Origin of the sequence: Nocardia concava NBRC 100430 (assembly GCF_000308815.1) — a bacterium.
Taxonomy (GTDB): domain Bacteria; phylum Actinomycetota; class Actinomycetes; order Mycobacteriales; family Mycobacteriaceae; genus Nocardia; species Nocardia concava.
Genome location: NZ_BAFX01000074.1, coordinates 255,420 through 268,986, shown reverse-complemented (window position 1 = coordinate 268,986; position 13,567 = coordinate 255,420). Strand labels below are relative to the sequence as shown.

12 protein-coding genes are annotated in these 13,567 nt (G+C 67.7%); 2 read left to right on the top strand and 10 right to left on the bottom strand.

All coding sequences use genetic code 11. The features are described 5' to 3' along the window. Positions 1 to 64 precede the first annotated feature (64 nt). The 6 genes from ON43_RS15655 to ON43_RS15630 form a co-directional block, all read right to left on the bottom strand. On the bottom strand, positions 65 to 565 hold the full coding sequence (locus ON43_RS15655) for a hypothetical protein (RefSeq protein WP_040808065.1): 501 nt from the start codon (positions 563 to 565) through the stop codon (positions 65 to 67). A gap of 13 nt (positions 566 to 578) precedes the next feature. Continuing rightward, positions 579 to 1,430: a hypothetical protein gene (locus ON43_RS45755; protein WP_174416469.1), complete on the bottom strand. Its 852-nt coding sequence runs from the start codon at positions 1,428 to 1,430 to the stop codon at positions 579 to 581. A gap of 1,134 nt (positions 1,431 to 2,564) precedes the next feature. Then, a complete protein-coding gene (locus ON43_RS15645) occupies positions 2,565 to 3,818 on the bottom strand; it encodes an SPFH domain-containing protein (RefSeq protein WP_245568606.1) in 1,254 nt (417 codons plus the stop codon). Positions 3,819 to 3,935: 117 nt separating this feature from the next. Then, positions 3,936 to 5,213 carry a glycosyltransferase 87 family protein gene (locus ON43_RS15640; protein ID WP_083913440.1) on the bottom strand — a complete coding sequence of 426 codons (1,278 nt, stop codon included), beginning with the start codon at positions 5,211 to 5,213 and terminating at the stop codon, positions 3,936 to 3,938. Positions 5,214 to 5,464: 251 nt separating this feature from the next. After that, positions 5,465 to 6,292 (bottom strand): SDR family NAD(P)-dependent oxidoreductase, encoded by an 828-nt coding sequence (locus ON43_RS15635; protein WP_040808060.1) that lies wholly within the window; start codon positions 6,290 to 6,292, stop codon positions 5,465 to 5,467. A gap of 34 nt (positions 6,293 to 6,326) precedes the next feature. Further along, positions 6,327 to 7,898: a succinic semialdehyde dehydrogenase gene (locus ON43_RS15630; RefSeq protein ID WP_040808059.1), complete on the bottom strand. Its 1,572-nt coding sequence runs from the start codon at positions 7,896 to 7,898 to the stop codon at positions 6,327 to 6,329. 79 nt (positions 7,899 to 7,977) lie between these two features. On the opposite strand from ON43_RS15630, the gene ON43_RS15625 reads away from it, so the two are divergent. Both ON43_RS15625 and ON43_RS15620 read left to right on the top strand, forming a co-directional pair. Continuing rightward, positions 7,978 to 8,700 (top strand): TetR/AcrR family transcriptional regulator, encoded by a 723-nt coding sequence (locus ON43_RS15625; RefSeq protein WP_306304967.1) that lies wholly within the window; start codon positions 7,978 to 7,980, stop codon positions 8,698 to 8,700. A 49-nt stretch (positions 8,701 to 8,749) separates the two neighbouring features. Then, on the top strand, positions 8,750 to 9,112 hold the full coding sequence (locus ON43_RS15620) for a cupin domain-containing protein (RefSeq protein ID WP_051178484.1): 363 nt from the start codon (positions 8,750 to 8,752) through the stop codon (positions 9,110 to 9,112). Positions 9,113 to 9,125: 13 nt separating this feature from the next. Here ON43_RS15620 and ON43_RS15615 read toward each other — a convergent pair whose 3' ends face one another. The 4 genes from ON43_RS15615 to ON43_RS15600 are packed head-to-tail and all read right to left on the bottom strand — an operon-like array spanning position 9,126 to position 13,531. After that, positions 9,126 to 9,686, bottom strand: a complete 561-nt coding sequence (locus ON43_RS15615) for a dihydrofolate reductase family protein (RefSeq protein ID WP_040808056.1) — start codon at positions 9,684 to 9,686, stop codon at positions 9,126 to 9,128. A 29-nt stretch (positions 9,687 to 9,715) separates the two neighbouring features. Continuing rightward, entirely contained in the window at positions 9,716 to 11,089 is a 1,374-nt protein-coding gene (locus ON43_RS15610; RefSeq protein WP_040808054.1) for an acyl-CoA dehydrogenase family protein, read from the bottom strand. A gap of 51 nt (positions 11,090 to 11,140) precedes the next feature. Beyond that, entirely contained in the window at positions 11,141 to 12,448 is a 1,308-nt protein-coding gene (locus ON43_RS15605) for a 2-hydroxycarboxylate transporter family protein (RefSeq protein ID WP_040808052.1), read from the bottom strand. A 6-nt stretch (positions 12,449 to 12,454) separates the two neighbouring features. Further along, complete coding sequence (locus ON43_RS15600) at positions 12,455 to 13,531, bottom strand: tartrate dehydrogenase (protein ID WP_040808051.1); 1,077 nt, start codon at positions 13,529 to 13,531, stop codon at positions 12,455 to 12,457. Positions 13,532 to 13,567: the final 36 nt, after the last annotated feature.

Below are 13,567 nucleotides of genomic sequence, written 5' to 3'. Positions count from 1 at the left end.
AGTCTGCCCGCGACCCGCCGCGAGCGCATCCCGTCCCCGGAAGCTCAGCCGCTTCCAGGGATTTTCAGCCCGCTTCCAGGGATTTGCGGATCTCCGCCTGGATCTCCAGTTGCGCCTGCGCCGCGGCGAGCCCGGCGGTCACGTCGGCGGCGGTCCGCTGCGTTGCGGCCGAGACATATTGCGCCACAGCGGCTTCGATGGTCTCGACCCCCTTGGCGGCGGTGGCGCGCTGCTCCTCGCGAGCGGCGGCGGGCAGGGCGGCAATGGCAACCAGGCGGTCGTCCCAGGCCAGGGCGGCCTGCTCGAGTTCGGCGCGCAACACGATGGTGGTGCCGTCGTCGAGGGAGTTGGCAGTGCGCACGGCGGTCATGGCGTCGCGCAGGCGGCGATGCAGGCGCGGCTCGGGATCGTGCGAACCCGCCCACGAGGCCGGGGCGCGGGTCGGGGTCCCCGGGATGACCTGGTTGGCGTCGGCCGTCGCCCGCTTCTGACGGGAGGACAGCAGCATGATCCCGCCCACCACCGCCGCCAGCAGGATCAGCACTACGAGCACGAAAACCAGCATGGTGAGCTCACTTTCAACGATGGGTGGTGGGACGCGGGGCGACGGTGCTGTGCCCCGGTCCGGTCGGATGCGCCGGGGTGTGGTGGCCGCGCGAGGCGGCGTAGATACCGATGATCACCGCGATGATCGAGAGCACCGCCAGGATCGCGGCGGCGATCTTCACCTTGCTCCACGGGCGGTCGCCGGACACTTCGCCGGTGAGGCCGTTGATGTACACCTGGTAGGTGGTGTTCATGTACACGACGGTCAGCAGCCAGATCGGCAGCAGCAAATGCTTGTACGCCAGCCAATTCCACGAGGTGTTCAGCTGATCGATGCGCTGATGGTCGCCGCCGATATCGGCGCGCACACTCGATTCGATGGCCGCGTCGATCCGCTGCTGCGCCTCCGGAAACGACTCTTCGGCGTCCTTGTCGTAGGTGCGGCACAGATGCCCCGCCACATACTCCGGTGAGTACGCCCGCGCCTGCTCCACCGGCCACGGCTCCAACGCCCGAATCCGATCGCGGTTCAAGTTGTCGTTGGCCAGGACCGGCAGATCGGCGAACTCGTTGCTGACCTCACCGGCCACCGAAGACCACCGAGTCCGCGTCTCGTAGATGGGATCCCCGTCTTCATCGGTCCCGACCCGAACCTGATAGTCGTCCCCACGCTCACCCTGATACCAACTGGCGGTATCCGCGTCATAGGTGAAATACGCGGTATACAAACTGGAAAAGGCCCCGATCCGCCGATACTTCTTGAAGTTCGAAGGGGCGAACCACCTCTTCGAAACCCACTTATCGACCAGCTCCCGAGCCTGCTTCTCCCCCACCAGGAACGGCACCACCCCATCCACCGGCAGCCGGGCAGGCGCATTGTGCACGTCATCCCGCTGAATAGGCGTAGCGCAATACGGGCACCGAGTAGCGGTAAGACTCCCACTGAACCCGGTTGTCCCGCCGCAGTTCTGGCACTTCACCTCCCACTCCCCCGTAACCTGCGGCCCCGCCTGCCCAGCCTGCCGCTCCCGCAACGCCGCCATAGCCGGCCCCAACTCCCGAGCCTCCACAGCCACATTCGGCGCACTAACCGCCGCCCGACTCCCACAACTAGGACACAACAAATCCTGCCCCACCGGATCGAACACCAACTGCGCCCCACAAGCCGAACACGGATAAGTCCGAGTCAACTCGGTGCTGTGCAACATCGCCCGATCCGGCGTCGCCGGAACCTGCGGCGCCACACCATTTCCCACAGGTGCAGCACCCCCGAATTCGACCCCGGGCACAATAGCCGGAGCCACAACAACCGGAGCCTGGCCACTCTGACTCGTCGCGAACCCGCCGGGCAGCGGCGGCGGCCCCGCCGGTGCGGGAACGGCTGTACCGGGCAATGGCGGCGGCACCGGACGTCCCGAGCCCACCGCGAAAGGCAGGGGCGACGTGACAGGTACCGGATCCGCAATGGGTCGCGCCATTGGAGCCGGAAGCGGCGGCGGCGCAGCCACTCCCGCGCCGGCACCCGATGTGTCGGAAGCCTGCTGAAACTGCGGCGGCAACCCGGGACCGAGGTAGGTACCCGGCGCCATCGTCTGGCGGGCCCCGACTGGCCCCGGCTGGCCGGTTTGGCCGTTCGCCGGGCCACCGCCTGGCAGCGGCTGTGGGCCAGCCGAGTCCGGGGCCGAAGTACCCGGCAGTGCCGACCCCGGGGCAGGTGCCGCGGGCGGCAGTTGGCCGGGCAGTTGTGGCGGCGTCCACTGGCTTGGGTCGGCGGTCTGAGCCGAGGATGGGTCGCTGCCGGGGAGGGGTGGCGGGGTGGACGGGTGGTGCGGGGGCTGGGGGTTGGTCATCGAAGCTCACTCGGTGCGGCGGACTCGGGGTCTCGCTGTGTTGGGGAAGGTGGTTCGGGCACCGAGTCGGTGGGCAGCGCGAAGGGCCGATCGCGGGTTTGGGGGTCGCGATCGGTCATTCGTTCGTGTGCTGGGTCGGCCGGGCTCGGGATGCGGTGGCGCGGAACGCTACTGCGGGGGCAGGGGCGGCGGGGTGCCCGGGAGCGGAGGCGGGGTGGCGAACAGGGCTTGCAGGGCCGGGACGCTGGCGGCCGGTTGCCAGCCGGGCATGCCCTCGGTCCAGACGTTGGTGTCGCGGGTGAGGTTGCCGGACGAGACGTACTGGCGCAGTTGGTCGATGGGGAACGGGCCCGCGGGCTGGCCGCCGTTGTCGAAGTGGAACTGCTGCTGGCCCGGGAGCGGCGGCGGGGCGGCCTGCTGCGGAGCGGCGGGGGCGGGTTGCTGGGCGTAGCCGCCCTGCTGGGGTTGCACGGCGCCCTGCATGGCTCCGGCCATCTGGCCGCCGAGCACGACGCCCATTCCGGCCTGCATGGCGGCTCCCATTCCGCCGCCGGGGTTCTGGGCGGCGGCGAGCATGGCGTCGGCGGCCTGCATCTGCTGGTAGCGGTTGAGGTCGACGTTGTTCATGAAGCCGCCGGCTTCGACACCGCGCGCGACGCCGCGGGTCATGGCCTGCTGGATCTCCTCGGGCAGCGAGATCGTCATGGTGACGCCCTCGACCCCGATGCCGAAGCCGGACAGCCGCTGATTGACGAATTCGCCCAGCTTGCCGGACAGTTCGACCTGGCGGCCCTGAAGGTCGATGGCGCCCAGCCCCGATGCGAGCACCATGTCCGAGAACGCCAGCGCCACATTGCCGCGCAGCTGCTCACTGAGCACATCGGCGTCGACCTCGGCATTGGTGCCGATCATCTGGCGCAGGAACACCTCGATATCGGTGACCCGCACATTGGCGGTGCCGTTGGCGCGGATCTGCACCATCCGGAAGTCGGGATCGCGCACGGTGACCGGTTGCGGTGTGCCCCATCGCATATCGGTGACCGCGCGGGTATTGACGTAGTACACCTCGGACCGGAACGGCGAGTTGAACCCGTGCCGCCACCCCTGCAGGGTGGACATGATCGGCATGTTCTCGGTCGTCAGCGTGTAATGCCCGGGCCCGAACTTGTCGGCGAGCTGCCCCCGGTAGACGAAAACTGCCTGCTGCCCCTCCCGCACGATCAGCTCGGCGCCGTTCTTGATCTCGTTCTCGTAGCGCGGAAACCGCCACGCCAGCGTGGTGCGGGTGTCGTCCAACCATTCGATGATGTCGACGAATTCGCCGCGGATCATGTCGAACAGGCCCATTAAGTTCTCGTCCTCCCTCAGGGCGTGCGCCCGGCCCGGCCGAGTATGGCACGGACCGTCGACGCGCGCGGTCACCGTCACGTGGCTATCGAGCCAACCACGAACAGTGTTAATGATTCATGAACGAGCAAGGCCCGCACGAGGATTCTCGCGCGGGCCATAGCGGTCTGCTACCGCAATATCAGCTGTCGGCTACCGGTTCAGCGGCTCGGCTGCCGGTGGTGCAGAGGTCTGCCGGTCTGCCTTCTCACGCCGGGTGCTGAACAGGAACAGCGCCACCAGCAGGACGCTGAACCACACGTAGGTGTTGCCGAGGACGTGCTGCCAAGGGGTCCAGTGGGTTTCGCGGTGTTCGCCGTCGGGGAGGTAGTTCTGGGGGCCGATCACGAAGACCGCGGTGGTGATCGCGGTGACCAGGTACCAGTTGCCGGCCTGCGGCCAGGGCTGGCGGGTGGCGTAGCCGAGCATTGCCAGCAGGGCCGGGGCGATCCAGATCCAGTGGTGCGACCAGGAGATCGGGGACACCAGCAGGGTGAAGACGGCGTTGATGGCGAGCGCCAGCGGCGGGAAGTCGGCCGCGCGGCGCATGGCGGGCACCACCAACGCCAGCAGTGCGGCGCTCAGCACCAGCCACAGGATCGTGAGCAGCGGCTTGTGAATGTCGAATCGGGCCAGGACCGCCTGAATCGACTGGTTGGTGTGGAAGGCCGAACCGCTGAGCCCGGAGACGTTGCCCAGCCCGCCGAACCAGTACTTCATCGACGCGTGCGGCAGCACGGCGAAGGTGAGCGCGGTCGCCGCGGCACCGGTGATCGCGGCGGTGGCGGCGGCCTTGTAGTCACGCCGGATCAGGAAGTAGAGCACGAACGCCGCAGGGGTCAGCTTCACCGCCGCGGCGATGCCGAGCAGCATGCCGCGCCGCCATTTCGGCTTCTCCGTCAGGCAGTCGGCCACCACCAGCACCATCAGCAGCAGGTTGACCTGGCCGAAGTCCAGCGTCGAATGCGTGGGTTCCAGCAGCAGACCCAGCGGCGTCGCGCAGGCGGTCACCCACAGCGCGAGCAGCTTCCGGCTCTCCCCCGGCCACACCCTGCGCGCCACCAGATAGAACGAGAGCGCGAGCGCGGCCACCGAGGTCACGAAGAACCCGACCCTCGCCGCCTGCCACGGCAGCCACGCGAACGGCGACAGCACCAGGGCCGAGAACGGCGGATAAATGAACGGCAGCCCGATCCCGATGGTGGTTTGCGGCAACTGGCCGTACATATCCCCGCCGTGCCACAGCGTCTGCACCCCCAGCCGATACACCTGTAGGTCGATGAACCCGCCGGTGATCTGTTTGAACGGCCACACAGGCCGCGTCAAACACAGCACGGTGAAGCCCACACAGAACGCGGGAACCAGCCACATCACCCGCCCCAAACGGCGGTCCAGCGACTTCGGCACAGCAACAGCGGTAGAACCAGTCATCCACCACCACTTTATCGGCGACTGCCCCCGGACACTAACCCGCACCATCCACACCCCCTCCAATCCATCCCCCCGCCCCCTCACACCCCACAAAAACACCCCACCCCGCGCCGAGAATGCACTGGCGTAGCCGAACGTCGAGAAGACCTGTACACCAGTGCATTCTCGAGGGTCGCGGAGCGGGATGGGGTGGGATTGGGACGAGTCAGGCCCGCGCGAGGGGGCTCGCGCGGGCCTGAGGGGGCTGGTTGTTACTTGCGGCCGGTGAATTCGTCCATGGAGTGGTAGACGCCGACGGTGTTCAGGTAGAAGTCGCGGATCTTCAGGGGGAGGAGGCCGGAGATGGCGCGGTTGAGGCGGGAGGTCCAGGGGAGGACTACCAGGGCGGAGCCCTTTTTCATTTCGGTCCAGGAGGTGTCGACGACTTCCTCCTGGTCGAGGATGGGGGTGAACCAGAAGCCCTTGGCGCCGTCGAACATTCCGGTGTTGATGTAGGTGGGGCAGACGGTGGTGAACTTGACGTGCTCGTTGCCGGACTGTTCCAGCTCGAGGCGCACGGAGTCGGACCAGCCCAGGGCCGCCCATTTCGAGGCGGCGTAGACGCTCATGCGCGGGTTGGCGACCAGGCCCGCGGAGGAGGCGATGTTGAGCACGCGGCCCTCGACGCCGGTGTTGGCCACCATGGCGGGCAGGAATTCGAGGGTGATGTACATCGGCGCAAGGGAATTGATCGCCATCGTCTTGTCGATGTCGGCCTTGTTCGACGTCTCCCAGAAGTACCCGTTGCCGCGCACGATGCCCGCGTTGTTGACCAGCACGTCGATACCGCCGACCTCACCGCGCACGGCCGCGCCCGCCTCGGCGATGGCGTCGCGGTCGGAGACGTCCACCACGTAGTGGTGAATCCTGCTGGTGCCCTGGGCCGCCAGTTCGGCAGCGGTCTCCTTCAGCGCGGTCTCATTGATGTCCCACAGCACCACATCGCTGGCCTGTTCGGCCACCGCGCGCTGGGCGAAGGACTTGCCCAGCCCCATGGCCGCACCGGTGACCAGGACCTTCTTGCCCGCTACGGTCTTCATGCCCCTCTGTACCCCTGTCGAATGGACGGCGGAATCACTTCTGCCGCAGTGTCTTCATGACGCCCAGGTAGAGCGTCATGGTCTTGGCCCACAGCTGTTCCGACATACCCGGCAGCGGTGCGATGGGCAGGCCCCGCTGCACCGCGATGGTCTGGGTGTCGATGTATTTCAGCAGGCCCTCGGGCCCGTGGCGACGACCCGTGCCGGAGATTCCGAGCCCGCCCGAGGGCGCGGCGACCGAACCCCAGGCGGCGATGAAGCCCTCGTTCACGTTCACCGAACCGGCGCGGACGCGTGCGGCCACCTCGCGGGCGCGGGTGATGTCCTTGCTCCAGACGCTGGCGTTGAGTCCGTAGGCGGTGTCGTTGGCCTGGGCGACGGCCTCGTCGTCGCTGTGCACGCGGTAGAGCGAAACGACCGGTCCGAAGGTTTCTTCGCGGTAGACGGTCATGCCCTCGCGCACGCCCTCGAGGATGGTGGGCTCGTAGAAGTAGGGGCCCAGGTCCGGGCGCGCCTTGCCGCCCGCGAGCACCTTCGCGCCCTTGGCGACCGCGTCGTCGACATGCTTGCCGACGGTGTCGATCTGACGCGGGAAGGTCAGCGACCCGATCTCGTAGGAGAAGTCGAGGGTCTTGCCGAGCCCGAGTTCCTTGGTGTGCGCGACGAATTCGGCGGTGAACTGGTCATACACCTTGTCGTGCACGTAGATTCGCTCGATCGATTCGCACAGCTGCCCGGCCGAGGCGAAGCAGGCCCGCACCGCGATCTTGGCGGCGGCCGAGACGTCGGCGTCCTCGAGCACCAGCAGCGGATTCTTGCCGCCGAGTTCGAGCGAGTAGCCGATGAGCCGCTCCCCCGCCTGCTGGGCGATGGTCCGCCCGGTCGCGCTGGACCCGGTGTAGTCGACGTAGTCGGCGCGGGCGATGACCTCGGTGCCGACCACCGCGCCACGCCCGAGCACGGCCTGCCACAGCCCCTTGGGCAGGCCCGCGCGCTCGGCGATATCGATGGCCCACAGCAGGGTCAGCGCGGTCTGGTTGTCCGGGCGCCCGATGACGGCATTGCCGGCGAGCAGCGCGGGCAGCGCGTCCGAGGCGCCCAGGGCCAGCGGGTAGTTCCACGGCGAGATGACCGCGACCACGCCCTTGGGCCGGTTGCGCACCTCCACCTGGGTGAGCACCGGCATGACCCCGCGCGGCTTGCGGTGCGCCAGAATCGATTTGCCCTCGGCGGCGTAGAAGCGGGTGTTCACCGCGACATCGGAGACCTCGTCGAAGGCGTGCACGCGCGACTTGCCGGTCTCGAGCTGCACGATGTCGAGAATGGTGTCCTGCTCGGCGAGCACCAGGTCGTGAATGCGGCGCAGCAGCGCGGCCCGCTCCCCGACCGGCACCCGGGCCCACTTCTCCTGTGCGGCGCGCGCGGTCGCGAACGCAGCGTCGATATCGGCGACCGAGGACTGCGGCAGGTCGACGACCTTGGCTCCGGTGGCGGGCGCGAAGACCTCCACCGAGGGCGCGCCGTCCGCGACGGCGTGGCCGAGCAGCCGCTGGACCAGGTCGAAATCAAGTGCGTCGGCCGCGGCCAGCTGCGGGGCTGTCGTCATTGGTCGCCCTCTCGGGGAGTCGTATCCGCTATTAAGTGAACATCGGTGTTACATGAACACTGGTGTTAGATTAATCGATGTGACGCCCACCATGTCAACCCCGAAGGCAGCGGACGGGTCAACCGCGAAGGCGGCCCGTCGCGGCCGCCCGCCGCAGACCGAGCAGCAGGCCGACCAGGTGCGCGCCCGCATCGTGCTGGCGACCGCGGAGGTCTTCGCCGAACAGGGTTCGCGCGGGTTGAACGTGGCACGCATCATCGAGAAGGCCGGGCTCGCGCGGCCGACCTTCTACCGGTATTTCGCCAATGCCGTCGAGCCGCTGCACGCGTTGCTGGCCATTTCCAACGAGGATCTGGTGGGCGGCATCCGCGATGCCCTGGACCGTACCGAGCAGCCGGTCGAGCTGGGCATCAACATGATCGAGGCGTACCTGCACTGGGCGGGCGGACACGGCACGATGCTGGCTCCGCTGTTCGCCGAACTGCACGATCCGGGTTCGCCGGTCTCCTCGTATCGCGAGGAGGCGATCGCCGATATCCGAACCCTGGTGCGCGCCAAGGTGATCGCGCTGGGCCGCCCCGCTCCCGCCGATCTGGATCTCGACACTTCGCTGCAGATCTGCGAATTCGTCGTCTACCGCATCTCCGCGGCGGCCCCGCACGGCGAGCCGGATCAGGCCACCATCGACGCCGCCCGTCTGACGATGGTGCGCGGCGTGCTGGCCATGCTCGGCATTCGTGACGACATCGAGTACGCGCTCACGATTCCGGGGCTGTTCGAGTCGGGCACCGAGGCCCGATAACCGCACTAGCCGGTTAGCGATATACGATTTCCGCGGCTAGGCTCGCCTCATGCCGGAATCCACTCCGCCCCTGTCCTTCTCGGCCGTGACGCGAGCCGTCATCATGGATGTCCCGGTCGCCCCGGCCAAGCTCACCGACCGGATCCAGACCCGCCGCATCTCGATGCCCGCGGGCACCGCCGCCGGGCTGCACACCCACAACGGTCCCGTGGTCGGCAGCGTCGTCTCGGGTTCGGTGGCCTTCCGCATCGAGGGCGAGCCGCTGGTCGTGCTGCGCCCCGGCGATGTCTTCTTCGAGCCCGAGGCCCTTCGCATCGCCCAATTCGATGCTCTGGATGAGGATGTCGTCTTCCTCGCCCACTTCCTGCTGGCTTCCGATCAAGAACCCGCCATCGAATTCCCTGCGGAGTAGCCCGTATTCGAGGTCAGCGGATGCGCTGGTAGCGGAGGTAGACGACACCGAGGTTCAGTGCCCGGGACTCGGTCAGCCGCAGTTCCAGGGGTTTGGGCAGCAGTGGGAAGTACGGCGTGCCGCCGCCGAGGATGGTCGGGTAGACGAACTGGCGGTACTCGTCGATCAGGTCCGTGAGGATGGCTGCCCCCGCCAGGGTCGGTCCTGCGATGGATACCACGCCGTCACCGGGTCGGTTTCGGAGTCGGTCCAGCTCGGTGGCCAGGTCGGCGGTGGCCAGGCGGGCGTTGCCGACCACCGAGGTCAGCGTGCTGGAGAACACGACTTTCGGGATCGCTCGCCAGACCCGCGCGAACTCGAGCTGCGCCGGGTCGGTCATGGTCTGCTCGGCGGTCTCCCATACCAGCATCGCCTCGTAGAGACGACGTCCGCAAACGAATCCGGCGACATCGCGAGTCTGCTCGAGGTGGAAGCGGAACAACTCCTCATCCGGGACGGTGAAGCCGATGTCGTCGCCGGGTGCGGCGGTGAAGCCGTCCACCGACACGGTCATCGAGTAGATCACCGGCAGCATCGGGTCCTCCTCGAACGCGGTCGGGTGGCTCAGTGTGGCGGGCGTAGCACCTTCATGGCGGCCCGCCTGATCGGTTCGGGCATGCGGTCTTTCATGGTCAATGCGGCGGTGGCGGCCTTGGTGCGCATTTCGGTGCCGCGGCCGAACATCTTGTTCAGTGTGCCACCGGAGGGCTCGAGTTCGACGTGCAGCGGGGGTTTGCCTTCGGCGGCGCCCAGGGCGGAGCTGATCACGATCCGCTGGATCTCGCTGGTGCCTTCGAAGATGGTGTAGAGCTTGGCGTCCCGGTACCACTTCTCGACCGGGTGGTCGGTGATGTATCCCCAGCCGCCGAGGGTTTGGATGGCGCGTTCGGTGGCGTCGACCGCGACTTCGCTGGCGGCCAGCTTGGCCATCGAGCCTTCACCGCGCGTGAAGGGCACGTGATTGGCGGCCATCCAGGCGGCGCGCCAGGTGAGCAGCCGGGCGGCATCGAGGCGCGTGGCGAGGTCCGCGATCGGGAACGCGATGCCCTGGTGGTCGATGATCGGCGCTCCGAAGGCCTCGCGGTGGTTGGCGTAGTCGGTCATATATTCCAGTGCGGCCCTGCCGATTCCGAGCGCCTGCGCGGCGACCATCGGGCGCGTCTGGGCGAAGGTGCCCAGGGTCGGCGAGCTGCCGCGGCCCTCGCCCTTCGAGCGTGTCCTGGCCAGTCGCTGTTGGAGCTTGTCCGCACCGCCGAGCATATGGTCGCCCGGCACGCGCACCCGGTTCAGCCGCAACTCGGCGGTGTGCGAGGCCCGGCAACCGAGTTTGTCCAGCTTGCGGACCAATTCCAGGCCCGGTGTGCCGCCGGGGACGACGAACAGCGCCTGGCCGCGATGCCCGAGTTGTTCGTCGACCACCGCGTTCACGACGTGCACATCGGCGATGCCGCCGTTGCCGATCCACATCTTGTGGCCGTCGATCACCCAGTCGTCGCCGTCGCGGACGGCGCGGGTACGCAGGTTGCGCACATCGCTGCCGCCCTCGGGTTCGGAGATCGCGAGCGCCGCCAGCTTCAAATCCCCTGGGGTGCCGAAACATTCGGGCGCCCAGCGCAGCATCTGCTCGGGGGTGGCGGCCTGCCCGATCGCGGACAGAGCGAGTGCCGGCATCACAATCGCCAATCCGATGCCGGCACATCCCCAGAACAGCTCCTCCATGAACATCGGCAGCGAGAGCCCGGTGCGGTCGCCGATGAGGTCGCGGTAGAACAGCGGGCTGTAGAAGCCACGCTCGGCGGCTTCCTCGAGCACCGGCCACGGAAACTCCTGCGTCCGGTCGTAATGCGAGGCCACGGGCCGGACGTGGTCCTTCGCGAACTCGTGCACCCGCTTCACCAGGTCGTGTTGGGCGGCGGTGGGCGTCAAGTCGAAGGTCACACCTGGTCGATACCCGGCAGGGGCCGCTTGACACGTCCGGGGTCGACCCGGCTAACCCGCTCCGAGCAATCGGATGAGCCAGGTCGCGGAGATCACGGTGGTGACGCCGCCCAGGCGGGTGGAGATCTGGGCGAAGGGCATCAGGTTCATGCGGTCGGCGGCGGAGAGGATGGCCACGTCGCCGGTGCCGCCCAGGCCGCTGTGGCAGACGGTGACCAGGGCGGCGTCGACGGGGTACATGGCGATGGCGCGGCCGACCAGGTATCCGGTGAGGGCCATGGCGAGAACGACTGCGGCGCAGGCGATCACATAGCCGATCGACAGGACGGATACCACGTTGTTCAGCGGCAGGTAGACCATGCCGAGGCCGACCATGGTGGGGAAGATGAACCAGCGGGCGATAATCGTGTAGACGGCGCGGGCGTCGGCTTCCGCGGCAGGCGGGAAGACGCCGACGAGTTTGCAGATCACCGCCGTCACGATGACCAGGACCGGGGCGGGGAGGTGGATCAGCTTCTCCAGCAGGGCGGCGAACACGAACAGGCCGGTGATCATGAGTACGCCGAGGGCGTAGTTCGGTTCGCGGGCCGGAGCCGGTTCCGTTGCCGCGGTGAGTATCTCGGGTTCCGGGCCGCGGACCAGTCGCCCGCCGCCGTCGAGCTCCGGGCGCTTGTCGCCGAGTCGGCGCAGGACGCCCGCGGTGATGATCGCGACGATATTGCCGATGATGGCCGCCGGAATCAGTTCCGCCACATAGCTTCCGGCTTCGCCGCCCAGGGCCGAGGCGTAGGCCGAGGACAGCGGGATGACCCCCTCACCGATGCCGCCGCCGATGATGGGGATCACGATGTAGAACAGCGCCCGGTGCAGGCTGTAGCCGAAGGCCATCGCCACCGCGAGCCCCGCCGCCACGGCGGCGACGGTCCCCGCCAGCAGCGGCGGGAAGATGCGGATCAGCCCGCCCACCATGAGTTTTCGGCTCATGCCGAGGATGCTGCCGACCACCAGGGTGGCGATCACGAAGTACAGGAAGTTGGCCTGCTTCATCAGCGCGGTGACCGCGCGCACGGTGTTGCCGTCGAAGACCTTGGCGTACACCAGGATCGACGGCGTCAGCAGGCAGACCAGCGCGCCGCCGCCGATGCGGGAGATGACGGGCAGGCGGTTGCCCAGCGGGCCGAGCAGCATGCCCAGGCCGACGATCACCGCCAATCCGCCGATCATGTTCTCCGGGATGGCGCGTCGCGCTCCGGCGAGCAGTACCAGCGCGGTGAGGATGACGGGCAGCAGCAGCGGCACCCCGCCGACCTCCGGAATCGCGAAGCGGTTCGGGCGGCGGACCTTATCGGTGGAACTCATGCTCGCTCACCGGATTTCCAATGCTGCCCGCACGGCCTTGCCCAGCGATTCGGTGGTTCCGGTGCCGCCCAGGTCGGGAGTGAGCGCCTCGCCCCGCGCGAGCACGGTCTCGATGGAGGTCAGGACGGCGGCGGCCGCGTCGGGCTCGCCGAGATGGTCGAGCATCATGGCCGCGCTCCAGATCTGGCCGATCGGATTGGCGATGCCGCGCCCGGCGATATCGGGGGCCGAGCCGTGCACGGGCTCGAACAGGCTGGGAAAGCGGCGCTCCGGGTTGATGTTCCCGCTCGGCGCGATGCCGATGGTCCCGGTGCACGCGGGGCCGAGATCGCTGAGGATATCGCCGAACAGATTGCTGGCCACGACCACGTCGAATCGATCCGGGTGCAGCACGAAATGCGCGGCCAGAATATCGATGTGGTACTGGTCGACCTCGACCTCGGGATAGTGGCGTTTCATTTCCGCCAGTCGCTCGTCCCAATAGGGCATGGTGATGGAAATGCCATTGCTCTTGGTCGCCGAGGTCAGGTGCCGGCGCGGTCGGCGGGCGGCCAATTCGAATGCGTAGTGCAGGATGCGGTCCACCCCGGTGCGGGTCATGATCGTCTCCTGGACAACGGTTTCCCGGTCGGTGCCCTCGAAGATTCGCCCGCCGACGTTGGAGTATTCGCCCTCGGTGTTCTCGCGCACCACGTAGAAGTCGATGTCGCCGGGTGCGCGCCCGGCCAGCGGGCTCGCCACACCCGGCAGCAGGCGCACCGGGCGCAGGTTGGCGTACTGGTCGAAGTGCCTGCGGAATTGCAGCAGACTGCCCCACAGGGAGATGTGGTCGGGGACGACGTCGGGCCAGCCGACAGCGCCGAAGTAGAGGGCGTCGAAGGACTTCAACCGGTCGAACCAGTTGTCCGGCAGCATTTTCCCGTGCGCGGTGTAGTAGTCGGCGCTCGCGAAATCGAAGTATTCGAGTTCGAGGGTGAAATCGTGGGTCGCGGCCGCACCCTCCAGTACCCGGATTCCCTCCGGCACCACTTCTTTTCCGATGCCGTCGCCCGGAATTACCGCGATTCGGTGCACGCTCGCCATGATTGTCTTGTCTCCTCGCTGCGATCCGACTTCTTT